This window comes from Nonomuraea sp. NPDC050328 (assembly GCF_044459405.1).
GTDB lineage: Bacteria > Actinomycetota > Actinomycetes > Streptosporangiales > Streptosporangiaceae > Nonomuraea.
In genome coordinates this window covers 441,190-467,405 of the sequence record NZ_JBITIW010000007.1, presented here as the reverse complement: position 1 = coordinate 467,405, position 26,216 = coordinate 441,190, and the positions used below count along the sequence as shown (strand labels likewise).

The 26,216-nt window shown below is 66.0% G+C and carries 16 protein-coding genes, 1 tRNA gene and 1 pseudogene; 5 read left to right on the top strand and 13 right to left on the bottom strand.

Annotated elements, in window-relative coordinates; genetic code table 11:
- Positions 1-63: 63 nt before the first annotated feature.
- Positions 64-666, bottom strand: a complete 603-nt coding sequence (locus ACIBG7_RS27470) for a PadR family transcriptional regulator (RefSeq protein ID WP_397338118.1) — start codon at positions 664-666, stop codon at positions 64-66.
- A gap of 132 nt (positions 667-798) precedes the next feature.
- On the opposite strand from ACIBG7_RS27470, the gene ACIBG7_RS27465 reads away from it, so the two are divergent.
- Positions 799-872 (top strand) — tRNA-Arg (locus tag ACIBG7_RS27465).
- Positions 873-1,107: 235 nt separating this feature from the next.
- Here ACIBG7_RS27465 and ACIBG7_RS27460 read toward each other — a convergent pair.
- On the bottom strand, positions 1,108-2,667 hold the full coding sequence (locus ACIBG7_RS27460; protein ID WP_397338117.1) for a tyrosine-type recombinase/integrase: 1,560 nt from the start codon (positions 2,665-2,667) through the stop codon (positions 1,108-1,110).
- A 1,002-nt stretch (positions 2,668-3,669) separates the two neighbouring features.
- A pseudogene (locus ACIBG7_RS27455) lies at positions 3,670-4,807 on the bottom strand (IS630 family transposase).
- Positions 4,808-5,032: 225 nt separating this feature from the next.
- On the opposite strand from ACIBG7_RS27455, the gene hsdR reads away from it, so the two are divergent.
- The 4 genes from hsdR to ACIBG7_RS27435 all read left to right on the top strand — a co-directional run bounded on the left by hsdR (position 5,033) and on the right by ACIBG7_RS27435 (position 10,684).
- On the top strand, positions 5,033-7,492 hold the full coding sequence (gene hsdR / locus ACIBG7_RS27450) for an EcoAI/FtnUII family type I restriction enzme subunit R (protein ID WP_397338116.1): 2,460 nt from the start codon (positions 5,033-5,035) through the stop codon (positions 7,490-7,492).
- 86 nt (positions 7,493-7,578) lie between these two features.
- Complete coding sequence (locus tag ACIBG7_RS27445; RefSeq protein ID WP_397338115.1) at positions 7,579-8,052, top strand: hypothetical protein; 474 nt, start codon at positions 7,579-7,581, stop codon at positions 8,050-8,052.
- 5 nt (positions 8,053-8,057) lie between these two features.
- The gene (locus ACIBG7_RS27440) at positions 8,058-9,530 is read left to right on the top strand and encodes a class I SAM-dependent DNA methyltransferase (RefSeq protein WP_397338114.1); all 1,473 of its coding nucleotides are present in this window, start codon (positions 8,058-8,060) and stop codon (positions 9,528-9,530) included.
- Positions 9,527-10,684, top strand: coding sequence for a hypothetical protein (locus ACIBG7_RS27435; protein WP_397338113.1), 1,158 nt, complete (start codon positions 9,527-9,529; stop codon positions 10,682-10,684). The genes ACIBG7_RS27440 and ACIBG7_RS27435 overlap by 4 nt, the downstream gene beginning before the upstream one ends.
- A 119-nt stretch (positions 10,685-10,803) precedes the next feature.
- Here ACIBG7_RS27435 and ACIBG7_RS27430 read toward each other — a convergent pair whose 3' ends face one another.
- The 10 genes from ACIBG7_RS27430 to ACIBG7_RS27385 form a co-directional block, all read right to left on the bottom strand.
- Positions 10,804-11,271, bottom strand: a complete 468-nt coding sequence (locus tag ACIBG7_RS27430) for a JAB domain-containing protein (RefSeq protein WP_397338112.1) — start codon at positions 11,269-11,271, stop codon at positions 10,804-10,806.
- 199 nt (positions 11,272-11,470) lie between these two features.
- On the bottom strand, positions 11,471-11,632 hold the full coding sequence (locus ACIBG7_RS27425; protein WP_397338135.1) for a UPF0758 domain-containing protein: 162 nt from the start codon (positions 11,630-11,632) through the stop codon (positions 11,471-11,473).
- A 105-nt stretch (positions 11,633-11,737) separates the two neighbouring features.
- On the bottom strand, positions 11,738-13,432 hold the full coding sequence (locus tag ACIBG7_RS27420; protein WP_397338111.1) for a DUF262 domain-containing protein: 1,695 nt from the start codon (positions 13,430-13,432) through the stop codon (positions 11,738-11,740).
- Between the two features lie 681 nt (positions 13,433-14,113).
- Positions 14,114-15,760 (bottom strand): carbamoyltransferase, encoded by a 1,647-nt coding sequence (locus ACIBG7_RS27415; protein WP_397338110.1) that lies wholly within the window; start codon positions 15,758-15,760, stop codon positions 14,114-14,116.
- A gap of 54 nt (positions 15,761-15,814) precedes the next feature.
- Positions 15,815-17,029: a hypothetical protein gene (locus tag ACIBG7_RS27410; RefSeq protein WP_397338109.1), complete on the bottom strand. Its 1,215-nt coding sequence runs from the start codon at positions 17,027-17,029 to the stop codon at positions 15,815-15,817.
- Positions 17,030-17,091: 62 nt separating this feature from the next.
- Positions 17,092-18,687 carry a condensation domain-containing protein gene (locus tag ACIBG7_RS27405; protein ID WP_397338108.1) on the bottom strand — a complete coding sequence of 532 codons (1,596 nt, stop codon included), beginning with the start codon at positions 18,685-18,687 and terminating at the stop codon, positions 17,092-17,094.
- Positions 18,688-18,784: 97 nt separating this feature from the next.
- Positions 18,785-20,101: a UDP-glucose dehydrogenase family protein gene (locus ACIBG7_RS27400; protein WP_397338107.1), complete on the bottom strand. Its 1,317-nt coding sequence runs from the start codon at positions 20,099-20,101 to the stop codon at positions 18,785-18,787.
- Between the two features lie 115 nt (positions 20,102-20,216).
- On the bottom strand, positions 20,217-21,971 hold the full coding sequence (asnB, locus tag ACIBG7_RS27395; protein ID WP_397338106.1) for an asparagine synthase (glutamine-hydrolyzing): 1,755 nt from the start codon (positions 21,969-21,971) through the stop codon (positions 20,217-20,219).
- A gap of 122 nt (positions 21,972-22,093) precedes the next feature.
- A complete protein-coding gene (locus tag ACIBG7_RS27390) occupies positions 22,094-24,031 on the bottom strand; it encodes an ABC transporter ATP-binding protein (RefSeq protein ID WP_397338105.1) in 1,938 nt (645 codons plus the stop codon).
- Positions 24,028-25,704, bottom strand: coding sequence for an ABC transporter transmembrane domain-containing protein (locus ACIBG7_RS27385; RefSeq protein WP_397338104.1), 1,677 nt, complete (start codon positions 25,702-25,704; stop codon positions 24,028-24,030). Before ACIBG7_RS27385 ends, ACIBG7_RS27390 begins: the two co-directional genes overlap by 4 nt.
- Between the last annotated feature and the right edge of the window lie 512 nt (positions 25,705-26,216).

The following is a 26,216-nucleotide window of genomic DNA, read 5'->3' as shown; positions in this document are numbered from 1 at the left end:
CCCCATCGGCCGGTTCAGCCATCGTGCTCAGCCATCGTGCTCAGCCAAGGCAAACCGCCGGCCTCACCCCTCCTCAGCCTCCATCGGCAACCCATCCCCGATCCGCCGATGCCACTCCCGCCACATCTCCAGCCCATCGAACGACCCACCCCGGATCTCCTCGACCAGCCCTCCCACCCACTCCAGCTCAGCCCGCCGCAACACCACCACATACTCCGCCTCGATCATCAACAACCGAGGCAGCCCATCCTTGACCGCCACCCCCCAGGCCGCCTCCGCCTGAGCCAGCCCCTGCTCCAGCCGAGCCCGCCGCTCCTCCAGCAACCGCACCGCCACCCCCGGCTCCAGCACCGGCAACAACGACAGCCCAGCCTCGAACCCCGTGTACTCCCGCACCGGCACAGACACCAGCTCACTCAGCCAGTCCTGCAGCTCCAGCTTCCCCGCCTCGGTGATCTCATAGATCGTCCGCTCAGGCCGCCGCCCCTCCCGTACGACCTCCTTCACCCGCACCAGCTCCCGCTTCTCCAGGCTCTGCACCACCGAGTAGAGCGTGCCGAAGTTCAGCTTGATGCTCTCCTCCTTGCGCCGCTCCCGCATCGTCGCCGCCAGCTCATACGGATGCATCGGCCGCTCGAACAGCAGCGCCAGCACCGCCAACGCCAATGGATTACTTCTCGACCTAGGGGCCATGGTGGTGAGCTCTCCTCGAATACTCGGCTTCGAGTATCCTCGCAGACGGCGTACTCCGCTATCCAGTTCGTGAGCACGCGTGGGATCATGCACAATGATGCCTGAGCGCCCTTAGCTCAGCTGGATAGAGCACCGGACTTCTAATCCGACGGTCGCAGGTTCGAATCCTGCAGGGCGCGCTTCGATCATGGCGCTGACCTGCGGTAACCTATTTTTGCGCCCTCATTTGGAACATAGTTCTAGTCGTTTGGTGCTCCTCCGGTGCTCGCCCGTACCAATCCTGTACACACCATGATCAACATGCTGTCTGTCGTCGTGTTCACCGCTCCCTCCGCGCGTGACAACGGCCTCGTTCCGCGCGCTCCCATCGGAACGAGGCCGTCATCTCACCTCGTCGGCTGTTCCTGCTGACAGCTAGGCGGGAAGGTGACGCACCACGCTGCCATCGTGCTCGTCGCCCAGCAGCAATGCCGCGGTCTTCTCCGCCGCGGCCATCGCCACTTGAGGGAAGACGGAGGTGTAGGTGTCGGCGGTGAAGGCGCTGGAGGTGTGTCCCAAGGTCTCCTGCACGACCTTGATCTCTACGCCGGCGGCCAGCATCAACGATGCGGCTCCGTGCCGGAGGTCATGCAGCCGGATCGGCGGTAGCCCGGCCAGGTAGGCCAGCCACAGGAACTGGTCGGACACGTGCTGGGGGTGCAGCCGATCCCCGTCCGGCTGGGTGAACACGAACCCGGTCTCTGTCCAGGCTTGTCCGGCTGCGAGCCGTTCCTCCTGCTGACGGCGTTTGTGCTCCCGCAGCACCATGACGGTTTCGGCGTCCAGCGCGATGGTGCGCATCGAGGCGTCGGTTTTGGGTCTGCTCTCGCGGATCTGACCGGCCAGCTGCACCAGTTGCCAGGCGATGCGTGCGCTCCCGGCGTCCAGGTCGACCTCTTTCCACCGCAGCCCGCACGCCTCGCCGCGCCGTAGTCCCCGCAGCGTGATCAGCCGATACAGGGCGAACAGGCGATGACGCCTGGCCTCCTGCAAGAACAGCCGGGTCTGCTGCGGTGTCCACACCATCACCGACGACGGTCGCGGCACCCGCACGTAGGCGTCTATCGGATCGACCCGCCGCCCGCCTCGCCTCTCCCGCTCAGCAGCCCGGTAGGCGCGAAAGTCGCGATGCCATTCCTCGACCCGGTCCTTCGTCCACACCAGTGCTTTGGGGCGAGTACTGGCCGGCATCTCCAGCACGGCGGCCGGGTTGAAGTCGATCAGCCGGTCCTGGCGGATGGCCATGTTCAGCGCATGCCGCAGCGTTGCCCGGATGCGGTGCATCGTGGCCGTGCTCACCGCACGCCGATACTTCACACTCGCGCGCACCTGCCGATCCGCGCTGGCCCGCCGCTCGGCGATGGCGTCGTTGAACTCCTCGATCTGCTCGAACATCCCGGCCACGTCCCCGACCTTGAGCTGATCCAGCCGGATATGGCCCAGGTACGGGGTGAGGTAGAGGCGGATGTGGCCTTCGTAGGAGCGCCGGGTCGACTCTTCGATCTTCCGTTTGCGTGTGAGGAACTCCTCCAGCCACTGCGCGACCGTCACATCCTGGGTCAGGTCCTGCCGCGTCCGGACGCGGCGGCGCACCGTCTCGACGCTGGGCAGCGCGCCGGTTTCGGCCAAGGTCCGCTTGATCAGGTCGGCGATCTGATTGCGGATCAGTACCTCGGCAGGGTCGGCCAGCGCCAGTAGGTCACGCACCTGCGTTAGTTGTTCGCCGGCTGCGTCCTGGGTGGGGAACCCGCTGCGGCGCAGCGGGCCCCGGCGCTTTCTCTCTACGGTGGCGGGTAGCTCGATCTGGTAGCACCAGACGCCGTGCCGGCTGCTCCAGCCCCCGCCGGCCCGTCGTAGTTTGGGGCACTTCTGCCCCAGCGGCTTGCCGTCCGCTCCGGTACAGGAGCACCGTTTGTAGATGGTGCCGTCAGCCATCACCGTTCTCCTTTGCCTGTGACGTCTTCTCCCGCCGCGCGTCACGGACGAGCACCCACACGTCGAGCGACGCTGACCGGGCGAGCACGCCGTCAACACCAGCCCGCGCGTGGTGCGGCCCGTGTCGGGCGGGGGTGTATCGACGCCCACCTTCGCGACCCCCGTCAAGCCCAATCCGATCGTCGTTCCGGATTTCAACGACCACCTCATCCGGATCCCGGCATCTAGGCCGGAACGTCGGCTTCGGCTTAGGCGGTCGACGAAGCTGTCCTGTCACCGATCCAAATACCTGCCGGCAGAGTCGATATCGGACAGCTCGGCAGGACAAGGTTCGGTCACCCCCGTCGACGACGGTGTGCGGTGACGACGGGCATGGGCGTCGTAAATCTCTCGAGCCTGATCCGATTCAGCGCGAGTGAAAGCGCAGGCCAGTAGCAGGAGCACCATGATGAGGGCTGGACACAAGAGCGGAGGGCCTTGAATTTTCCTCCCGAATCATCGGGACATCTTCGGAGGGGTTGATACATACACCTCCGAACTACCACTTCGCCACCGCGCTGGGAGGCAGGTCAGGTGCGGCAACGACCGCCGGTCCTGGCCGCGCTTGGTCCATCAACAAGGCGCAGAGCTGCGTTTGAGAGACAGTAGGTGGCGTAGCCGGTGTTCGGCGCCTTCCACCGACGCGGTGAGCGTCGCCGCATGGTCGGTCGGCAGGCTCCCTGTTCCAAGCCCGGCCGCAGCAGCCACTGCCGCTACCCCTTGCTCCTGGCCGGCAGACGTGTGCGGGCTGGTGGCGAGGTATTTGGGCACCTCGCCGGCAGCGTAGGCGTCGCCACGCGCCACATCGACAACGGTGGCATGTAGGTCGGCCGCATCAGGTGTGATCCGGGCGCCGGCCACTTGGAGCGCGCTCAGACCGAGGCGAGCGCCAAGACGGCGGTTAGCGTCGGGCTCACGGGCTAGTGCTGTGATCGGAAACTTTCACCGGCTCGAGTGAGGGATTCAGGCTGCTGGTGTGAGTGGCCGGCCGCCCCAGCGGATGCCCTTCTCACTTCGGATGCGAGCGCGTTCGCGTCGTTGGGCGGCCAGCACGTCGGGATGGCGGGTGTGCGCGTTGCGCCAGCGTGGATAGGCGTGCAGTGCGCGGGTCAGGACGGTGTGGTTCGGGTGGTCGGAGTTGGCCAGAGTGAACTGGCGGAGCGGTCCGAAGTGCGCCTCGATCGGGTTGGCCCAGGACGCGTACGTGGGGGTGAACAGCAGCTTGACCTTGTTCTTCTTCGCCCAGGTGCGGATGCGCCAGTTCTTATGGGCTGACAGCTTCTCCAGGATCACGTAGATCGGGACGCCGCCCGGACGGGCGGCGCGGATCGACTTCAGAGCGGCCCAGGTGTGGTCGATGCCCTTGCGTGCCCGGTTGACGCCCCACAGCCGGTCGTCACCGACGGAGTAGCGACCGTGGAAGCAGGTGACGCCCTGGGTGCGGCGGTAGGTGGCCGGCAGCCGGTCCGGCTCACCCTGCGGGGCCCAGCCAGTCCCCGCGGTCGGCCGGATGCCGAGCGGGCCGAACTCGTCGAAGGCGAAGGTGCGCTCGAGCCGCTGCGTCAGCGCGTACTCGATCTGATCGAGCTTGGCGTCGAAGTCCGGATCCGGGGACTCCTTCCAGGTCTTGATGCGCTGGAAGTCTTGGTGCGCTGGAAGAGACCCCGTGCCGGTGCAGCAGGGTGCGCAAGGTCTGCCGGCCGATCGAGATGGCCCGGCCGGGCAGGCGGCGCAGGTAGGCGAGGAGCTTGCGGATGGACCAGCGGGTGAAGGGCTGGCCGAGTTTGCTCGGGCGGGTGGTGGCCGTCTGTGCGACGAAGCCTTCGTCATCGGGACTGAGCAGGCGGGGACGGCCTCCCGCCCACTGAGGGTCCAGGCAGGCCAGCCCGATCTCGTTGAACCGGTGGATCACCTCGCGCACGGTGTTCTCATCGGCCTGCACGAGGCGGGCGATGACCGGCACCGTGTTGCCGCCGGCAAAGGCCGGCAGGATCATCGCCCGCCGATAGCGGACCGTGCTCATCGTGCCGCGCCGCACGATCCGCTGCAGCTTCTGACCTTCCTGGTCCGTGAGCCTGCGGACCTTGACCGGTTGCGTCACCGGGCCTCCCGAGCGCCAATCGAACAAGACCAGCCCATCCAACCGGCCGGTAAGTCCCACACGCCAACCCGGTGATCATTCCGGTCACAGCACTAGCCGGGTGATTCGGCAGGTCTGCCAGTCTGAGTAGCTTCCGGCCATCCTGCCGAAGATCCAATCCGCGTTCAAAGGGGGTTTGGGATCGATAGTCCGGAAACTGTCACACCCTGCGGGTAGAAATGAGGGGTGACTTCCAGCAGCGGCAACCCCACCGAGGACGAGACCTGCAAGCGGTTCGTCCTGCCCGCTCTCGTCCGGACCGGTTGGAATGTAGAAGAGCAGGTCAAGAGCCAGTATCGGATCAACCGCGGCCGGATCCAGCCGACCGCCCGCCGCCACCATCAGCAACGCCCGCTGATCGCCGATTACGTGCTGGAGTACTCTGACGGCCTACCGCTCGCCGTCGTCGAGGCTAAGCGCTCCCGCATTGATCCCGCTGAGGGTTTCGAGCAGGCCAAACGGTACGCCGAGCTGCTGGACGCCCCGTTCGCCTACTCGACGAACGGCACCCGCATCATTGAGATCGACTACCGGGCTGGCCTGATTTCGGAGATCTCGGAGTTCCCCACACCGGAGCAGCTCTGGGCCCGGTACCGCGATGACCGATCCCTCACTGACGACGCTCATGCCCGCCTGGCCTCCGCACCGTTCACACTGACCCGCAACTGGGACGGCACTCCGAAGGACCCCCGCTACTACCAGCGCAATGCGATCAACCGAGCCGTCCAGGCCATCGCCAAGGGGAATCGGCGGTTGCTCCTCGTGCTGGCCACCGGCACGGGCAAGACCCTGGTCTCGGCACAGATCGTCGCGAAACTGTGGAACGCAAACTGGCCGGACAAGGGGCGGCGGCCCCGTGTCCTGTATCTCGCCGACCGGAACATCCTCATCGACCAGCCGAAGGACGACTACTTCACCGAGATGTTCGGCGAGGCCGTCCACCGGCTCGGCCAGGGCAAAGTGCAGAAGAGCCGCAACATCTACTTCGCGCTGTACCAGTCACTGTCGCAGCCCGGCGGAGCGCAGGACTTCTACACGAAGTTCGACCGGGACTTCTTCGACCTCGTCATCGTCGATGAGTGTCATCGGGGCAGCGCCTCCGAGGGCTCGCAGTGGCGCGAGATCCTGGAGTACTTCGAGCCCGCCGTCCAACTGGGTCTAACAGCCACGCCGATTAGCCGTAAGGACGTCGACACCTACCATTACTTTGGCGACGCGATCTACGAGTACTCCCTCGCCCAGGGCATTCGCGACGGATTCCTCGCCCCTTACCGGGTCCGCAACGTCCGGATCGACATCGACTTGTACGGCTGGCGGCCGGACACAGGCCAGCTCGACATGTACGGCAGGGAGATCCCCGACGAGCTGTACGGACCGAAGGACTTTGAGCGGCTCGTGGCCATCCTCGACCGCACCGACGAGGTAGCCCGCTACCTGACGGAGTATCTGCACAAGACCGGCCGCATGCACAAGACCATCGTGTTCTGCCAGACCAACGACCACGCGATGCGCATGGTCGGGGCGCTGACCCGCGCCAACGCCGACCTGTCGCAGCGGTACGGCCACAAGTGGGTCTGCCGGATCACCGGAGACGACCACGAGGCCGGCCGAGAGCGTCTGGACGAATTCCGCGACGACGCCTCCGAGGTCCCGGTCATCGCGGTGACGTCGCGGATGCTGTCGACGGGCGTCGACATCCCGACCGTCCGCAACATCGTGTTGTTCCGCGTGATCCGCTCGATGCCAGAGTTCAAGCAGACGATCGGCCGCGGCACCCGCCTGTCGCCCGAGACCGGCAAGTTCGCGTTCGACATCATCGACTTCGTTGACGCGACCCGCCTGTTCTACGACCCCAAGTTCGATGGCCCGCCCCTCCGGCGGCTCCGCGACGAGGCAGACCCGGACGGCAGCTTCATCACTTTCCCTGAGGACCTCGATATCGAGCCGGACCCGGATCCCGACGAGGCGGCCGAACCCGAGGCTGGGTATGAGGGTCACGACGGCGGTGACCTTCCGCCGATGATCACCGACGGCGAGGAGATCGACGACATCCGCGCCGAGGGCCGCACCCTCTATATCGACGACGTAGAGGTGAACATCCTCGGTTCGGCCGTCTACATCACTGAGACCGACGGGACGGGCCTGCGGCTGCGCCTCGTGCGGCTGGAGCAGTTCATCAAGGACAAACTGCACGAGCTCGATCTATCCCCGAACCAACTGCTCGCCCAGTGGGCGCACAGCCGGAGCCGCAAGGAGCTGCGGGAGCGACTGGAGGCCATCGGCATCAGCACCGCCGACCTCGGTGAGCTGACGGGCCGTCCCGATGCCGACGCTATCGACCTGCTGATCTATCTCGGCTGGGGCCTCCCCGTACTGTCGCGCTCCGAACGCGCCCTCCGCTTCAAGTTCCAGCACCGTGAGTTCCTGGAGTCGTTCGCCCCCGAGGCGCGCGCGATACTCGACCGCGTGCTGACGCAGTACTCCGCGCACGACGAGAGCGAACTGGAGGTTCAGTCCATGGACTCTCCGGCCTACCAAGAGTTCGGCACGGTTGTCGAGATCGCGGAACTCTTCGGCGACCGCTCCGGCACCGGGCTACGCACCGCCGTCGACCACTTGCGCACCCAGCTGTACGAAGCCTCCTGAGCTCTTTTGGGGCGAACAAGGCGAGATCCGCATCGTGCACGAAACTAAAAGTGACTATAAGTTTCCCTTACGCTAGCCTGGCGACCGTGAGGCAGCGGGAAGAGGAATCCCGGACCCGGCTCTGGCGCCGGGCCGCCCGTCAGCGCGGCTACTTCACGGCGGCCCAGGCACTGCTCGACGGCTACTCATATCAGTCGCAGTACTTCCACGTCCGCCGGGGCAACTGGACGCGCGTAGACCGGGGGCTGTACCGCTTCCGCGAATACGCCGACCTCCCGTCGAGCGACCTGGACCATCTGGTCCGCTGGTCCCTGTGGAGCCTGGACCGCGCGGTCTTCTCCCACGAGACAGCTCTGAGCGTCCATGGCCTCGCGCCGGTCGACCCGGCCGTCGTGCACATGACGGTTCCGCCTGGATTCCGCCAGCGGGACCCCGCCGTGCTCACCCACCGCGCCGACCTGTCCACCGCAGACGTCGAGCATCGCGACGGCTTCCGCGTGACGACTCTCGCCCGCACCCTCATCGATCTGAACATCCAGCCGACGAACAAGGATCTCTAACGACCATGGCCCCACCCGCAAAGAAGCAGGACACTACCTCCCGCGCCCGACTGTCGGCGGTCATCAAGTCGGCCCGCGACATTATGCGCAAGGACGCGGGCCTCAACGGCGACCTGGACCGCCTGCCCCTACTGTCCTGGCTACTGTTCCTGCGCTCCTTCGACGCGCTGGAGGCCGAACGCGAGGTGTTCGGCGAAGACCCGATCATCAAACCGGAGTACCAGTGGCGGGCCTGGGCCGACAACGAGACGTTCACCGGCGCGGAACTGCTGGCGTTCGTCAACGGCGAACTGCTGCCGGAACTCGCAAGCATGCGCAGTGACGTGCCTGGCGACCCGCGGAACGTCCTCGGCCAGGTATTCGCCGGCGTCCAGAACCGGATGCTGTCGGGCTACCTGTTCCGCGACCTGGTCAACCAGATCCGCGGCATCGACTTCAACAGCAGCGACGACATCCACACGATGGCGTTCCTGTACGAGGACCTGCTGAAGCAGATGCGCGACGCTGCGGGCGACTCGGGCGAGTTTTACACCCCGCGCCCCGTCATCCGCTTCATGGTCGAGCAGACCTTCCTCAAACTGGGCGAGTCGATCCTGGACCCGGCGTGCGGCACCGGCGGCTTCCTCGTCGAGGCCTACACCGAACTGTTCCCACAGGCCACTGGCAAGGTCCTCCAGCAGCAGTTGTTCAACAACATCCGCGGTATCGAGAAGAAGCCTCTTCCGTTCCTGCTCTGCATGATGAACCTGACCCTGCACGGCATCCCTTCCCCGAAGATTCTTCACGCCAACTCCCTCCGCGTAATGATCGATGAGAAGGGCCCCGGCTCCCAGGTCGACGTCATCCTCACCAACCCCCCCTTCGGCGGCGAAGAGGAGGACTCGATCGCCAAGAGCTTCCCCTCCGGCTACCAGACCCGTGAAACGGCCTGGCTCTTCCTCCACGCCGTCATTAAGAAGCTGAAGCCCGGCGGCCGCTGCGCCATCGTCCTTCCCAACGGCGCCCTCTTCGGCGAGGGCATCGGCGCCAAGATCCGCAAACAGCTCCTCGAGGAGTGCGACCTCCACACCGTCGTCCGCCTCCCTCAAGGCGTCTTCGCCCCCTACACCCAGATCCCCGCCAACCTCCTCTTCTTCGACAAGACCGGCCCCACCAAGGAAACCTGGTTCTACGAGATCACCCCACCCGAGGGCCGCAAGGGCTACGCCAAAACGAAGCCCATGCGCTATGAGGAGTTCGAAACCTGCACGGCGTGGTGGGGCGGCTTGGATCGCATTGGCCGGGAACAAACGGATCGCGCGTGGCTCGTCCCCGCGTCCGACGTCATCAGCCAGGGCTACAACCTCGACCTCGCCAACCCGACCGAGGAAGATGATCTGTCCCACCGCCCGCCCGCCGAGCTCATCGGTGATCTGATCTCCACCGAGAACGAGATCCTCGCACTCCTCTCCTCGCTCGCGAAGGACCTGGAGGGATGAGCATGACCACCTACCCGGAAGTCGCTCTCGGTACGTTCCTACGGCAAGAGGCAGACACCGTGGCCGTTGACCCGGACGCGACTTACACGACGGTGGGCATCTACAGCTACGGGCGCGGGCTCTTCAAGCGCCCGCCCATCACCGGTTCCGAGACTAACTACCCTAAATACAACAGAATCCGGAAGGGGCAGTTCATCTACAGCAAGCTCTTCGGCTGGGAAGGCGCGCTCGCCACTGTGCCGGAAGAGTTCCACGGCCTCTACGTATCCCACGAATTCCCGACATTCCACATTGACGACACCCTCGCCGACCCCGGTTACGTCGTCCATCTGGCCACTTGGCCTGGCCTCCATGGCAAACTCCGCGACCAGGGCACTGGCATGGGCTCCCGCCGTCAACGAGTCAACGTTGACCGCCTCATCAGCGTCACCGTTCCCCTGCCGGACCTGGACGAGCAGCGCCGCATCGCTACCCGCCTCGACGTCGCCACGGCGAAGCTCTCGCGGGTCGAGCAGCTCCAGGAGCAGCGCTCCAAGCTTCAGGCGGCGTTCAAGGAATCACTGATCGCGGACTCACGCGCCAATCACCCGGACGAGTGGGCTGTGGGTGAGGTCATCAGGCTGACGCGCCGTCAGGTTGATGTGGTTGAGAGTGAGACGTACCGGGAGATCGGTATCAGGTCGTTCGGGCGAGGGGTTTTCCACAAGGAACCCGTGACCGGGGCTGAGCTGGGCGGAAAACGTGTCTTTGCGATCGAGCCTGGGGATCTCTTGTTCAGCAGCGTTTTCGCGTGGGAAGGCGCGGTCGCCCTCGCAGGAGATGCCGAGCGTGGCTACATCGGGAGCCATCGGTTCATGACGTACCTCGTCGACACCGAGCGGGCCGACGCCTCGTATCTACGCCACTACTTCACTTCGTCAGCTGGGCTGGAAGTGATCCGCCGTTCGTCACCCGGTTCGGCAGGCCGTAATAAGACGCTCGGAATCAAGAATTTCGAGGCCCAGCGAATTCTGCTGCCCTCGCTGTCCGAGCAGCAGCGCATCGGTCGGCACCTCGATGCACTGGCGATCGGTTTGGGCATGAGCAAGAGTCCCGAGTTCGTGAAGGCTCTGCGACCGTCGCTGTTGAATGCGGCGTTCAGCGGGCGGTTGTGAGCGTGGTCGGGGCCTGCACCGCCTCGCCCGGATCGTTCGTCGGGAGCAGTGGGCGCGGATTTCGCCATTCAAGGTCTGCGACCTCGCGAGTCACTCGTATCCTTCCGTTTGAGCTTCATTCAAGTGACGGATTCGAGCTGCGGGCGGCACTCGCTGAACGGGACTGGCGTGCGTCCGTCGACTGAGCTTCGCCGATGGTCTCCCGCCGTGTGGATACAGGCGCGCGACGGGCACCTGGCGGGTCTGTGTGTCGGGGCCACCCGACCGGATCGCCGAGGCCGACGACCGAATGGACTCGTGCGAGCCGTCTCCACTGGTTGGCCCGGCACCGGTGTGATGGTCACGGGATCCTGGACCACATAGTCGTCGGTGACGATGACGTGGTCGAGCAGGCGGAGCCCGACTGTGGTCTCGGCGTCGCGGAGGCGGGCGGTCACCCGGACGTCTGCCTCGCTCGGCTCCGTCCGGCTGCTCGGATGGTTGTGCGCTACCGCGAAACGGGCGCCGCCCAGCGCGAGGATCAGGCTCAAGACGTCACGGACCGGGATCGGGGTGCGATCCGCTGCGCCGTCGGTGAGCACAGCCATCTTCTGGTCCGGCCGCCGGCGTCGCAGACGACCACGACCGCCCTCTCGTGCCGGAGACCGCGCAGCAGCGGTGCGGCGGCGACCACTATGTCCTCGGCGACTGTGATCCGGCCGAGGCGCGGCGGCCTGGCCGCGCGTCGCGCCAGCTCGAACACTGCCGTTACACGGGCCGCCCTGGCCGGGCCTATCCCCCCGACCGCTAGAGCGCGCCCGGATCGGCCGCCGCCACTGCGGCCAGCCCGCCATGGTCGGCGAGCAGCCGGGACACCAGCTCGATGACTTCCACGCCGGGACGGCCCTCTCCCAGCACGAGCGCCAGCAGCTCCCGGTCAGCGAGCGCACGCGGGCCATGCTCGAGCAGCCGTTCCCTGGGCCGGTCGGCTTGAGCACATCAGTGATGCGCATGAGACGCACCTCCCGCCACCAGGAGACCATCCGTCACCGACCGAACGCCGCCGCCCGGGCCTCAGTCGTCGGTGTCCTCGTCTACGACCTCGACCTCGTTCGCGAGCCGCAGGCTCTCCTCGTCGAGCTCCGCGGGCGCGGCCTCCGTCGCCAGGCCGCGCTGGATGAGGTCCCTCGCCCACTCCAGCAAGGTCTCCGACCGGGCTGCGAGGAACGCCTTGTAGTCGCCGCGCATGGCCGCGTCGAAAGCGGGTGCGGAGACGAGGCAGGTGTCGAGCCGCTCGCGGATCGTTCGTTCGTCGCTGAAGTCGATTTCGGCCTTCAGATAGGCGGACGGCGGGAGGTCGGAGAACCTCTGGTTGCTGATCGCGGTCAGCATGACGATGTTCGCGAGGACGTTAGCCTGCTCGAACCTGACGCCGTCGCGTAGGAGGGCCGCTTTGGGAAAGAAGTGGTGGAACTGCAGGTAGTTGTCCCCGGCCAGGGTCTTCCCCACATCGATGGCCGCCCCGGTGATCAAGTCAACGGGGCCCCGTGCCGCGAGCATGAGTGCGAATGCTTTTTGCGGCGCGGTGCCCCGATCGTACTTGCCTCCCCACAGTCGCGTGCTGGGCGACGGGGCGTCCACCTCGATGCCCTTGGTCTCGCCGTTCGCAAACGCCGTCACCGCCGCGAGGTCTGCCGCCATCTTCCGGGGATTCCAGCCCTCGTAGTAGCCGCCGAGGACCGTCCGCCAGAACCAACTGCGGAGCTGGGCGAACTGTTTGCCGTTCGGCCTCGGGATCTGCCGGAAGATCTCGATGACGACAGCGAGCTGGTTGGCGTGGGGAAGCGCGGCCGCCGTCGGAGTGCCGATCTCAGTGGTGAGAAAGTCCACGGCCTTCTTCGCGGCGTTCTCGGTCTCCTCGATGGCCGCCAGGAGACGCTCATGGCCGATGGACGGTAGCTGCTCCATGTCGGACTTGGAGAACCCAAGCCCGGCCGCCGCCGAGATCGCGCGCAGCAGTAGCATCTGGTCGATCAGGCCGTAGTGCTTGGCTGCGAGCACGTCGCGGACGCCGTCGATCGCGTCTAGGAGATCGAAGTCGCTGCGCCAGGTCACCGCGCGGATGACCTGGACCGCCGTCAGCGGTGTGCCGCGCGTATTGACCCGTTCGAAAATCCGGCCGACCTCAGTGATCGAGGCCGTCTTCAGCGTCACGACCGAGGTCTCGTAGTTCGCGAAGTTGTCGAAAAGTTGCCCCGCCGCCTCCTCGAACTCCTCAGGAAGCCGTTTCGAAGCCCACTTGGCGTACTGGTAGGGCTGGGCGAGCAGCCTCAGCGGAATCTGGTGCGCGGGCGGCTCGTCGAAGTCCTTGCGGTGCGTGAAACGCTGCTCCTCGAAGTCGTAGACCAGGTTCCAGAGGCTCTTCGGATCGCCCTTCGGCTCCCAGTACAGCGCCCCGCAGATGGTCGACAGGCGCTGGCAGCCGTCGAGCAGGTAGGCGGTACGTTCACGGTGCGGCGCCTGGTCGATCTCGATGCCCGCGATGTCGTGGTCGCTCGCCAGCCGCAACTCGCTGTCCCACAGCAACAAGCTTCCGATCGGGTAGTTCCGTGAGATCGAGTCGAGGAGATCGAGGACCTGGTGGCCCTTCCACACGAACTGCCGCTGGAATTTCGGAAGCCTGATCTTCCCCGCTCTGACCCGCGACGCGAGCTCGGTGATCTTTTCTAGCTGGGGGCGGTGAGCGCGCTCGTGGGGGATCAGTGACATACTCCAAGATTTTCACGAACGCCACACCGTTGTCACCCGAAGCACTGACAGGGTGACCTATCCGCCTTTGTCGGAACCGCCGGGGTGATCAAGATCATCTGGCGTGGGACCTGCTGGGGCGACGGTAGCCTGCCGAGCGCTCTCGACCGCTGCGACGTTGGCAAGTGTCATGTCCGTGCGACGTCGTCGTCCGAAGGGCGCAAGCTATTCCAGGATGTATCTGCTCGGCTTCGGGAGGGGCGGCAGCAGGTCACGGGCGCGTGAGTCAAGGGATCGGGCTTGCCCGTCGCGGGGTTGAAGCCATACACGAATGCACTTAATGGCGGAGCACCATAATCTTGGCATCCTTGGAAGCCTGGCTACGCCCCAGCAGCACCAGCCAACCGAACACACGAATCAAGGTTAGATGCAGCAGACGCATCGGCACAGCTCGTGATCTTGGCCTCGCTGCGGCTGAAGGCCAAAACTGCAGATCGCGCACTATACGAGGCGTTATGAAGCGGTAGAGGATCCTTCGTGGCGATCCGGTCGGCCGGGCCGCGCTCTACCCCCCGTGAACCGAGCTTTATGCGGTCCGCGGGGGGAGCCAAGGGGCGTCGAGAAGCGACCCGGCAGCACGGGCGCCTACTGCTGCTCCGGGCACCCTGACGATCTCAGGACGCCGGCGAGGGAGCGCGCCCCCTACTTCTCGACCAGCCAGTTCCCGATGACCAGCGCGTCCAAGCCGGTCGAGTAGAACGTGCGGAGCGCGTCCCTCGGAGTCTGGACGATCGGTTCGGTCTCGTCGTTGAAGCTGGTGTTCATGACCACCCCGTACCCGGTCGCGTCGCCCAGGTGACCCAGGAGCCGGGCGTACTCCTCGTTGTGCAGGCTGGAGACCACCTGGGCCCGTGTCGTGCCGTCGACGTGCGACACCGCAGGCAACGTCATCCGCATGTCGTCTACCATCGGGAAGGCCCGCAGCATGAAGGGCGAGCCCTTGTCGGTGCCCAGCATCTTCTCGGCGGTCGCCGGGAGAGCGCTCGGCGCCAAGGGACGCCACAGCTCACGTCCCTTGATGCGGTTGACGCGCTCCAGCATGCTGTGAAGCTGCGGATTCGCCAGTATCGACCGGTGGCCGAGCGCCCGGGGGCCGATCTCGGCCCGCCCCTGGAACCAGCCTAGGACTTTGCCGTCGAGGATGAGATTGGCTGCCACGCCCGCAGCGTCCACCTGGCGGGCCGACACGCCGAGTTCGGTGAGAGTCTGCCGGATCTCGCCGTCGTCGAAGGAGGGGCCGAAGAAGGCGTGCTCGATCTCCCCTTCGACGCGGTCGCCCATCTGCTCCGCCATCCACAGCGCGGCGCCGACGGCCGTCCCGGCGTCACCGGCGGCGGGGAAGATGTACATTCGGTCCAGCCCCGCCAGGTTGACGAGCTTGCCGTTGCTGGAGCAGTTCAGGGCGACGCCGCCGCCCAGGATGAGGTTTTTGGCCGGCGTCCAGGAAAGCGCCGTCTTGGCGAGGTGGGTCATGACCGACTCGAGCGCGCTCTGCGCACTCGCCGCCACATCGGCGTAGGCCAAGACGTCGTCGTGCGACGCCCGGATCCGCCCGGCGCGGACATCGTAGGCATGCTTCAAGACAGGACGCGGGCCGAAGGCGCCCGCAAGCCAGGTCGCCCATGACTTCTGCAGGGCCCTGCCGTACTCGTCCCACGGCGCGTCAGGGACGGAGAGGTCCACGCTGTAGCCTGAGGGATCGAGGGTGATGGGGAAGTCGCGGATCGGTTTCCCGTACGACGCGAGGCCCATCACCTTGCCTTCGGCACCGTCGCCGAATCCGAGGTATCTCGTGGTCGCCCCGTACAGGTAGCCGAGGGAGTCACGGATTCCGAAAACGGCCTTCCTCTCCAAGGACCTGTCCTTCGCGATATAGATCGACGTGGCGGCCGCCTCGCCTCGGCCGTCGGCGACGATCACCGCGCCGTCAATGAATCCGGAGCCGGCCCACGACGCGTAGGCGTGCGCGAGGTGGTGATCGACAGGCGTCACCGGCGGGAGTTCCCCGCGAAGCAGGTCATGGTCGACGATCGCCTGCAGGTAGTCCCTGGGTTGCTCCGCGTCCGGGGCCAGTTCCGGATTCCATCCGGCCGCGAGCATGTCGACATCCCTCAGCCCGATCCCAGCGGCGGCGAGACAGTAGTGGATCGCATGGATCGGCAGTTCGAAACGGGCGCGCTTCTTCCGGATGAAGCGCTCCTCCTCCGCCGCCGCGATCAGGCGCCCGTCCACGACGATGGCGGCCGCCGGGTCGTGAGAGAGACCTCCGCTTACCCCGAGAACAATCATAGTCTTTCCTTTCTTGAGCCAAACGACTACGTCGCGCTTTCGGCAGATCAGCGCCTAGCTGTAGGAACCAGAGCGGAGCGCTTCCCGGTATCGGGAACTCAGCTTCTGACAGGCGATCGACGCCACCGTGAAATCGGAATCGGCGTGCAGGGATCCGAAGCGGAGCGCGAAGTCGTGCGGGGGGCGGCCATAGCGGTGCTTCAGCCGCCGCACCACCTGCTCGATGAGGTGGGAGTCGTCATGGAGCTCGACGATGCCTCTCGCCTGCAGCCAGGCACCACCGATCTTGTATTTGGCGAACGACGTCGCGACAGGTGTGCCCGCGCCGACCGCGACGTTCTCCTTGGGCACCAGGAAGGTGATCCGCGCCTCGCCACCGATGGCGGTGACGTCGAACCCGATCCGCCGCGCACGGAGGCGGCCGAACTCATCGTGAACCGCGATGTGCCCGTATGTGCTGTTGACCGATCGGAACTCAGAGCCCTCCCTGGCGTAGCCGAGAATGGCGAGCTCGTCCTTGGTGCCAAGCAGTTCCAGCTCATCCGCCGGCAGGCGATCCTCTTCCCAGAAGGTGTCAGGAGCGCATGCCCGCCCTTCCAGCAGATGGCTCGGCTGAATGCTCCTGCCTTCGATGTGCCGCATCCAGGGGGCGAACCGGGCCCGTGATTCATCACCGAGCTCGTTGGTCACCTGATAGGCGATCAGATCAAGCCTGATGCGCCGGTTGCCCTCCCGGCGATCCCAACTGGTGTAGTTGCCGTCGGCATGGACGCGCATCCCCGGATTGCTGTACAGCTCCGCGATCTCACGGATCAGCGCGTTCCCCTCATCCGGGGACTGCATGACCAGCCCGCAGACCTCGACGCCGAGAGGACTGCCAATTCCCGGAGCGATAGATATCGCCGCCATCGGATCGACGGCCGTCGCACGGGCTTTGATCCTGTTCTCCACGGTGCTCAGCACCACCTGCCTGTCCTTCGTCGTCACCCAGAGGGGCGTGATGCTCGGGAACCCTTCGGGATCGCGAACCGCCAGATGGCCGAAGGCCCGGGAGGGGCTGGGCAGGTGCCGGGCTCGCGAGAACGGGGGCTTGATGACCGTGATCTCGTCGTCGTTGAGCTCGAGCCCATCGAGCAGCCCCACGACCGCAGCGACCTCGTCGGCGCGGCGCTTCACCGCGCGCCTAACCTCGTCAGTGGCGATCCGCTCGGCGGCGGCGAGGTCGGGGCGCTGTGCTGCGTCGTAGAAGAGATGACGGGCGTACGCCAACGGCAGAGGAAGGGTTTTCAGGAGCCCGGCCGCGGTTCGGTCTTCAGTCGGCTCACGTATCTCTAACAAGGCAGGCTCCGCGCCTCAGGGGAATTCCTCTCCGCGACGAACTGCTCCAGCAGCATCGGATCCTTCAGGAAGCTCACGAAGTCGCCGAGCAGAGACGCCATGGTCTCCGGCGGCCAGTTCTCCGATCCGAAGGTCAGCTCGATCACCGCGTTGCCGCGCGCTTCGATGATGTCGACTGCCAAGCCCCCGAAGGGAACAGCCGTCGCCGGCAGATCGTCGAGTTCCTCCGCGTCCATTCCGTGCCAGGAGACAGGGCCGGAATCGCTCTGATAGCTGAAGAAGACGTTGGGGCCGTTCCTGCCCATGTCGGGCTTCAGTAGTTTGAGCACCAGGAAATACGGCAGTTCCTCATGGCGCGAGGCGTCCAGAATCGCCGCCCGGGTTCCCTCGAAGAGACTGGCCAGCCCGTCCGCGCGGACGCGCACCTCGAAGGAGAACGCATGGGCGAACCAGCCGACCACCCGCTCCGCACCCATCGGCCTGTTGCCGGTGACCGAGACGATCGGCACGCTGTCAAGACTCGCGGCACGTGCCGTCGCTGCCGCGAAGGCCGTGATCGCCACCATGTACGGGGTGAGACCGTGACGGCGACCGAGATGGAGTGAATCCGTCAGCTCGGAGAGCGGCACGACGGCACGTGCTTTCGTCGCCAGTGGTAGTCCTTCGGTCTTGCGCCACTGAGGGAACGCGACGCCTTCGTAAAGGCCGCGGTCCCGGATCTGCGCCCCCCAGTAGTCCAGCAATTCCTGGCGCCTATGTCCCGCCAGCCGTGTGCGTTGCCATCTGGCGAAATCCAGGAATTCATAGGGTAGCTCGGGAAGGCCGGCGTCGGCGCCGGTCACTTCGCCGCCGTAGAGGGCGGCTAGGTCCGCCAGCAGGATGTCCAACGCCATGCCGTCGGCGACGAGATGTTCGACGACGAGGGCGATCGCGAAGGTCTCCTCCGCCAGGTGGGCGCAGACTATTCTCAGGAACGGCGGAGCAGAGAATTCGAAAGGCAGCGCACAAGCCGCGTCGACCGCGGTCTCCACGTACCGACGAGCCGCCGCGTACGGCAGAGCACGAAGGTCGTACCAGTCGATGTCGAACGCGTCGCCCACGTCACGGACGGCTACGTGCGGCACTCCAGCGGGCGGGACGTCGAAAGCGGATCGCAGCGCCTGATGACGGGCAAGCAGGCGCCGCGCGGCACGGGTCAGCGCTGTGCGCTCCAAGGGGCCGCGCAACAGCTGCATCCGGCAGAGGTTTCGCGAGGTCGGATGCTGACGCCAGATGTCGAAGCGATGCTCCTGCGCGATGGAGACGATGCCGGAGGTGACCTGAGACCTGCTGGGCACGTCGGGTTCCGCGTCGAGCGCGCCTTCTGCCGAGAGTTCGGCGAGCACCGAGGCCAGCCCCTCGGGAGAGGGATACTCCAAGATGTGCACGAGGCTGACCGGTGTCCCGAGCCTGCTCCGGATCAGTCCTGCCAGGCGAGCCGCCGCCAGCGAGTTTCCTCCAGCTTCGAAGAAGTCGGTGTCCGCTCCTATGGCGGCGTCGGGCAGGATCTCGCGAAACAGACCGCACAAGTCCTCGACGATTCGCGGCATGGCGAAGTACTCCTTTCTCGTTCAGGTCTTCTGGAATAGCGCCGTAGCCGGGCTTCGGGCGGTACGTCGAGCGGTCCCGCCAGCCGGGTGAGCGGGGTCAGGCGCGCACGCCCAGGTGCAGGACAGTCCATCCGGCGGCGCGCCAGCGTCCGGAGTCGATCACGCCCCGGGCGTCGATGATCCTTCTGTCGGCGGCGTGCCTCGCCATCTCGTCGGGGTCGAGATCGCCGAACTCCGGCCAAGCGGTTCCGACGAAGACGAGATCTGCCCCTTCGACGGCCCTGATCGCGTGCACCGCGTATCCCAGCTTCGGAAAGGTCTCCTGCGCGACGCCCGTCGACTTCGGGTCGTAGACCGTGACATCGGCTCCGGCCTTATGCAGGTGAACAGCGATGTCCATGGCGGGAGAGTCCCGGATGTCGTCGACCCCCGGCTTGAAGGCGACGCCGAGCACGGCGACACGTTTCCCCGCCACCTGGCCGCCGAGCTGCTCCAGCACCAGGTCCATCGCTCGACGGCGCATATGGAGGTTGACGCTGTCGATGCTCCTGAAGAAATCTGCGGCGACGGACACCTCGTACTGCTCGGCCTGATGGACGAAGGCGCGGAGGTCCTTCGGAATGCACCCTCCGCCGAAACCAAGCCCGGGAGACAGGTATGACCGGCCGATCCGCGCGTCATGGCCGATCGCGTCGGCCAGCTCGCTGACATTCGCCCCCGCGCCGGCACACATTTCGGCGACCGCGTTGATGAAGGAGATCCGCGTGGCGAGGTAGGCGTTCGCCGTCGCTTTCGCCATCTCAGCGGTGGCGGGGTCGGTTAGGATGACGGGACACCCGTGGCCGCTGACGATAGGATCGTAGAGGTCGAGGAGCGTCGCCTTCGCCTTCTCCGATGTCACGCCCAGGACGATTCGGTCTGGCGTCAGCGTGTCGGCGACGCTAGTCCCTTCCCTGAGGAACTCGGGGTTCCAGGCGATCTCGACCAGGTCGCCCGAGGGCGCGAGTTCGGCCGCGAGGCGCTGCAGCGCATGGGCGGTCCCCGGGGCGACGGTGGACTTCCCCACGATCAGGCACTCACCCGTGAGGTGAGGCGCCAGCTGCTCGATGGTGTTGTGGAGCTGCGACAGGTCGTATCCACCGGCCGGACTCACCGGGGTGCCGACTGCGAGAAAGTGCACCTCGCCGTGTGCGGCTGCTTCTGCGAAGTCGGTGGAGAAACGCAGACGTCCGGCCTCGATGTTGCTCTGCAGCAGCTCGTCGAGACCTTCTTCGTGAAACCAGCTGCGTCCTTCGTTCAGTGAGTCGACCTTGGCCTGATCGACGTCGATGCCTACGACATGATGTCCGATCTCCGCCATACCCGCAGCGTGGGTCGCCCCCAAATGCCCGCAACCAATGACTGTAATCTTCATTCCGCTCTTTCCTCTCACGCTTTTTCCATTACTCGGGAGATCATGACGATAAGAAACTTCACGCAGAGCCTCGAAATCGATTGACGACCTCCGACTCGACGAATACCACGCATGGTCAGGCGTGGCCGGCGCTGACTCGCTGCCACCACATGGAGATCAGCAGGGCCTGGAGCCGGGAGCGGCCCAGATGGCCGACGCTGGCCGCGCCCAGCCGCTTGATGCGCTGGGCGAGCGCGGGCGTGCCGGCGTCTTCCAGGGGACTCACGCTGGCGTGGTACCAGCCGTCAAGTGTGGTGGCCAGCCATCCTGGAACCGGCGAAGCGAACCCGCGCTTGTCGACGTTCGCCCAGATCTCCTGAGGGACGCCAATATCCCGGGCGAAGTCGCGTAACACCCGCTTGCTGTATCCACTCCTCCGCTTGTATTCGAGCGGAAGCTGAAAGCAGAGCTCGGCCCACTCGTGCGCGAGATAGGGGGATCGACGCTCGATTCCGTAGGCGGAGGCGAGCTTGTCAGAAGTGAGGAGCATCGCGGGCATGGACACGCTCAGCTCGACCAGCGATATCGCCTGGCCGAGATCCGCCCCCCGGTCGAAGCATTCGTAGACCAGATTCCTGGTCTTCGCCGTTAGGTCCGGTCCCCGCAGGCACATTCGATAGTAACGGTCGGCCGGGCTGGTGCCTTTGTCTTCTTCTCTGAATTTCTGGCCCAGGGGTTCGTAGGAACGGAGATCGCTGGCGTCGGTGATCGAGGGGCCGTCCAGGGCGATCGAATTCCTCACATAACCCAGCAGGAACTCGTCTGGGCCGATCCCGCCGTGGACGACTCTGAGCCCCAGGCGAGCAGCCGCTCTATACAGCAGGTGCTCGGAGAGCAGGCTGGCGTTCCCGACGGGATAGTCGAGATCTTCGACGATCTCGGCCGCCCGGTTCTGGAAGTCGCTCACCTGGGGCTCGACGACCACCAGTTCGGCGCCAATCGCATCCGCCACCTTCTTCGCCAAGTCGTACTCGTCGTAGCGCGGGGCTCCCGGATAGCGCGCCGTCAGCAGGACCTGCGGGCGCAGCAGCATCGCGAGAACCGCCGAATCCAGCCCCCCACTGAGAAGAAGGCCGGAGTCGCCGCTGAAGATCCTCCTGCGGGCGGTGCGGACGAGTGCGGAACCCGCCTGCTCATAGGCTTGCACGTAGGAGGGATATTCGTTCACCTTCGCGGCGATCGACCACCACTGGCGGTGCGTGCATCGCAAGGAGGCGAGCTCCACGATGAGGTACGAGCCCGCTTCAACGATGTAGACGTCGCTGTACGGCGTGTCGGCCCCGAGCGGGCTCTCCACCGCCAGCCACTCCTGGCTGAACTTCGGCGTCAGGCGGGTGATCGCCTCAATCCCCTTCACCTCGGAGGCGAAGCTGAACTCTTCCTGATCTACGTGGTAGTAGAGGGGCTTCTCCCCGAACCGGTCACGTGCCAGGAACACCGTGCCGTCGCGTGGATCGAAGACAGCGAAAGCGAACATCCCGTCGAACAGCTCCAGACAGGCGGGCCCGAACCGGAGGTAGGCCTCCAGCACAAGGTGCGCGTCGGTCTGACCCGGCGCGAGGGTGATTCCCCACTGCCTGGCCAGTTCCCGGTGGTTGTAGATTTCACCGTTGAAGGTGATCCGGGCCCCCGAGACCGGGTCACCGTAGGGCCCGGCCTGGGCGTCGCCGTCCACGATCGCCAGCAGGTTCATGCCCAGGCCCAGACGACCGCACGCTGATGTCCAGGTATCCGAGCCGTCGGGGCCACGGCGGCTCTGGGCCCGATTCATCGCTCGAATCCGATCGACATCGACCCGGCCCTTCGTGACCAACCCAGAAATCGCACACATAGTCGTCCTCGCGCACTCGTCTACTCGCGTCTTCCCTGCATTCCCGGCTCAGTGGGCTCAGGGAAGCTCCCACCTTGATCGCTGGTCGGTTTCCCGGCCGAGACCACCCGCACGTGCCTGTTTCACTTGTGGAGAGGGGACTGGGCGTCCCGGCGTATCCCGGTCCCGTTGCTCGGGCGGGTGGCCCCTGCGCACCCACCGCTCCGGGTGCGGTTCGCCCCCTGCCCCTCTCCGGACGTCGTCGCCGGGAGACACCACGCGCGCCACAGGCGGGCGTAGGCGCCGTCACGCGACAGCAGATCATCATGCGTGCCGAGCTCGACGATCCTGCCCTCCTCCATGACGGCGATCCGGTCGGCGTCTCGGGCGGTGTGGAGCCGGTGCGCGATGTAGATGATGGTGCGCCTGGACAACACCTCCGTCATCGCCGACTCGAGATCTCTAGCCAGCTGGGGGTCGAGGAAGGACGTCGCCTCGTCGAGAACGATGACCTGCGGATCCGCGACGACGATGCGCGCCAGCGCCAATTGCTGCGCCTGGGCGGGTGAGACCGCGAAGGCGTCGGCGCCGAGAATTGTGTCGAGCCCCTGCGGGAGACGGGCCACCCACGAGGTCGCCTTGACCACGTCGAGCGCTCTGCGGAGTTCCGCATCCGAGGCCCGGGGGTCGGCGGCGGTGAGATTGTCGCGCAGGGTGCCGCTGAACACGTGGTGCTCCTGGGCCACCAGGGCCACACGCCGCCGATCATCCCGCCCTGAAGCGGACCCCGACGGGAGGGCGTCCTGCTCTGAAGCGAGCCCCGGCAGGAGGTCGTCCTGCTCCGAGGTGAGTGTTAACGGCCGGCCGTCCAGGAGGATCGACCCCTTGGCGGGCTCATACGCCCCGGCCACCAGACGCCCCAGCGTCGTCTTCCCTGCGCCGGAGGCGCCCACCAGTGCTATCCTCTCGCCAGCCTCGACGACCAGGGAGACCTCGCGCAGGGTATCGACGCCTTCGCGATAGGAGAAGGACACCTGGTCGATCACCAGCCGCCCGTCGCGGGGCGAGGTCACGTCCAGGGACTGGAGCGGATCGGCGGGCGGCCGGGGCGGCTGCGCCACGCCGCGCACCCGGGAAAGGGCGGCCTGCCCAGCCTGCAGTTCGTTCATCCACGTCACGAACCGGTCGAGGGGATCGGCCAACTGGTGGACGTACAGCGCCGCGGCCACGACGTGCGCCAGCGGCAGTTCCCCCTCCGCGTACAGGTAGCCGGAGAGGGCGAGGGTGGCGGTCAGGGGGAGCACCCAGGCGAGACCCGCCGAAGGAAACCAGATGGTCCGCAGGCGCAGCGTGTAGAGCTCGGCTCCCCATGACCGTTCGATGTCGCTCTCGGTGCGCGCGACCCGCAGGGCTGCCAGGGCGAGCGCCTCCACGGTGCGAGCTCCCTGGATGCTCTCCGTCAGCCCGTCGACGACGCCCGCGTAGGAGGACCGCTCGCGGAGGTAGCCCTCGCGCGCCCGGCACAGGTACCACCGCGAGGAGTACCACAGGAGCGGGATGCCGAGAAGGCCGGGCACGGCCAGGATCGGGTTGAGCACCACCAGGGCTCCCAGGGTTAGCAGGCACGTCACGACCGCGATGAAGATCTGGGGTGCCGCTCGTCGCACCACGTTGGCCAGGGTAGAGACGTCGTGCGAGCTGCGGGTCAGGAGCTCGCCGGTGCCTGCCCGCTCGAACAGGGCAGTCGGCAGCCGCAGCATGTTTGCGACGAAGTCCTCACGAAGCCGGGTGAGTACCTTCTCCCCAAGCTGAGCTGAGGAGTTCAGCGCAGCCAGGGTGAGCGCGCCCTGTGCGAGGAGGAGGGCCAGCACGCAGGCGATGATCAGGCCGGGTTCGGCGACGCCGTCCCGTATGTCCTCCACCAGCCACCCCAGCAGGAGTGGCGCTCCGAGCCCGGCTCCGACGGCAGCGGTGTGGAGGAGCACGGTGCCGAGGAAGGCGCGGTCGTTGGCCCTGATCAGCTCTTTCGCGTATCGGTGGGTCTCGGCCGTGTCGGCGACCCGAAGCCGCTCGTTCGTCAAAGCCGCTCTCCCATGCCGATCAGCGAGCCGTACCGTGGCTCCGCGTTCACCAGATCTTGGTGCCGTCCTTCGGCGACGGCGGAGCCTTCCTCGACAAAGACGACGTGATCGGCGCGGGTGGCGAGCAGCGGGCTGCTGGAGAAGACCACCGTCGTACGGCCAGCACGGGCGCGGGCCAGTCCCTGCGCCATGCGGCTCTCGGTGTGGACATCGACCGCGCTGGTGGGGTAGATCAGCACCAGGACCTCCGGTGCGGCGATGAGCGCGCGGGCCAGCAGCAGTCGCTGGCGCTGTCCGCCGGAGAACTCCTTTCCCGAGTCGGTGACTCGGGTCGAGAGTCCGTCGGGAAGCCCTCTGACGATGTCCTCCGCAGATGCTGCGCTCAAGGCCGCCCGCACCGCTTCGTCGGTGGCCCCGTGCGGTGCCAACTGATCGGCGAGCATGCCGTTGAACAGCCAATCGTCATGGTCGGCGAGCAGGATGTGCGCGCGGACGGAGGCCCGCGGCAGGGTGGACAGGGCTATTCCCGAGAGCGTCGCTTCCGTCTGGCCGTAGCCGCTGAGGCGCAGGCCGATGCTGCGCGCGATGGTGGGATCGGTCGCGGCGACCACGGTGAGCCGCCCCGGAGGGATCCGTACGCCTGAGTTCGGGTCGGACAGTTCCGGGAAGGGGGGAAGCAGCGTCGGGTCTGACGACTCCGGGGCTTCGATCGACAGGATCCGGATGATGCGCCGGGCCGAGACCAGCCCCTTGCTGATCTTCTCGATCGTCTCGATGAGGATGCGGAGCGGAGGGCCGAGAAAGGTAGCGTAGCCGTAGAACCCGATCAGTTGCCCTGCGGTGAGGCTGCCGTCGAGCACGCGGTGCACGCCGAGCCAGATCACGCCGAGGAGCAGCAGACCTGGAAGCATCTGTCCCGCGGCTCCCATCAGTGCCGCGAAGCGCGCGACGTCGAGTCCCGCGTGGAGAACCTCCTTCGAGGTCCGCCGGTAGCCGGCCACGAAATGGCGTTCGCCGCCGAGGCCCCTCAGCACGCGAAAGCCCTGGATGATGTCGAGGGTCTTCATCCCGAGTTCGCCCTGCCGCGTTCTCAGCTGTTCCTGCCGCCGGGTCAGCGGTTTGAGCAGCGCTGTCATGACGAGGGAGACGGCGGGTACACCGAGGAGGATCACGACCCCGAGCGTGGGGTCGGTGACCAGCATGAGAATCGCGACGACCGTGACGCTCGTGGCGGCCGCAGTGCCGAGCATCACCATCTCCGCCGCGCCGGCGACAGAGTTGACATCGCCCATGCCGACGGTGATGACCTCGCCCGCGCCGACCCGCCTGGTGAGCTCGTCGCCGAGCCGGGTCGCCTTCCAGACGAGGGTGCGGACCGCCAGGTAGAGCCCGCCGAGCCAGGAGGTGACCGTGCTGCGGTGGCGCAGAATGGCGGCGATCACCTGCACGAGCCCCAGGCCGAGGACCACGAGGAGCCAGCGGAACAGCGCTTCTGTGTCATGGAACGCGATTCCTTCGTCGACGGTGCGCCCGATGGCTGCGGGGATGAGGGCAGTGGCCAGCATGGACGCGCCGCTGAGGGCGATGCCCGCCGACAGCCGGGCAGCCTGGCTCCGAACCGTCCATAACAGGAATCGTCCGGGGGACGATGTGGCCGACTGGCTGATCGTCATCGGAGGTCCAGCCCCATGAGATCCCCTCTCCGGTCGAGAACGCCCGGCCGGAGCCGTGGCTTGGTTTGCTTCCTGACGACATGCCCCATGGGAAAAATGAGTTCATCAGGTGGTAGCACATGAATTAACCGCCTCATCATGATGCGACCGCGCCCAGTATTCCGTCGAGCGCAGGAATAACCAGGGCAAGCACGAAATCACCGAGAGCAGACTCTGCTTCGATGCATTCTGGCTACGCGGGTCTGCCGATATGGCCGCTGGTACCGAGGGCGGGTCAGTAGCGCAGCGTTACTGCAATGCCATATGTAATATCACACATCCGTCGGCTATTCAAGATGTTCCCTCTTGGTTGCAGGAGGAGCAATGTGGCCTTTGACGTGCATCTATCGCCAAGCGGCTCTCCCCGCCCGCTCTCGCCGTCAAGGTGATCATCATCACATCCAAAGTCTTGTCGCCTGAAATGTCACACTGGGTAGTCGTAAGAGAACGCTCTCTGAATTTTCCGCATCGCC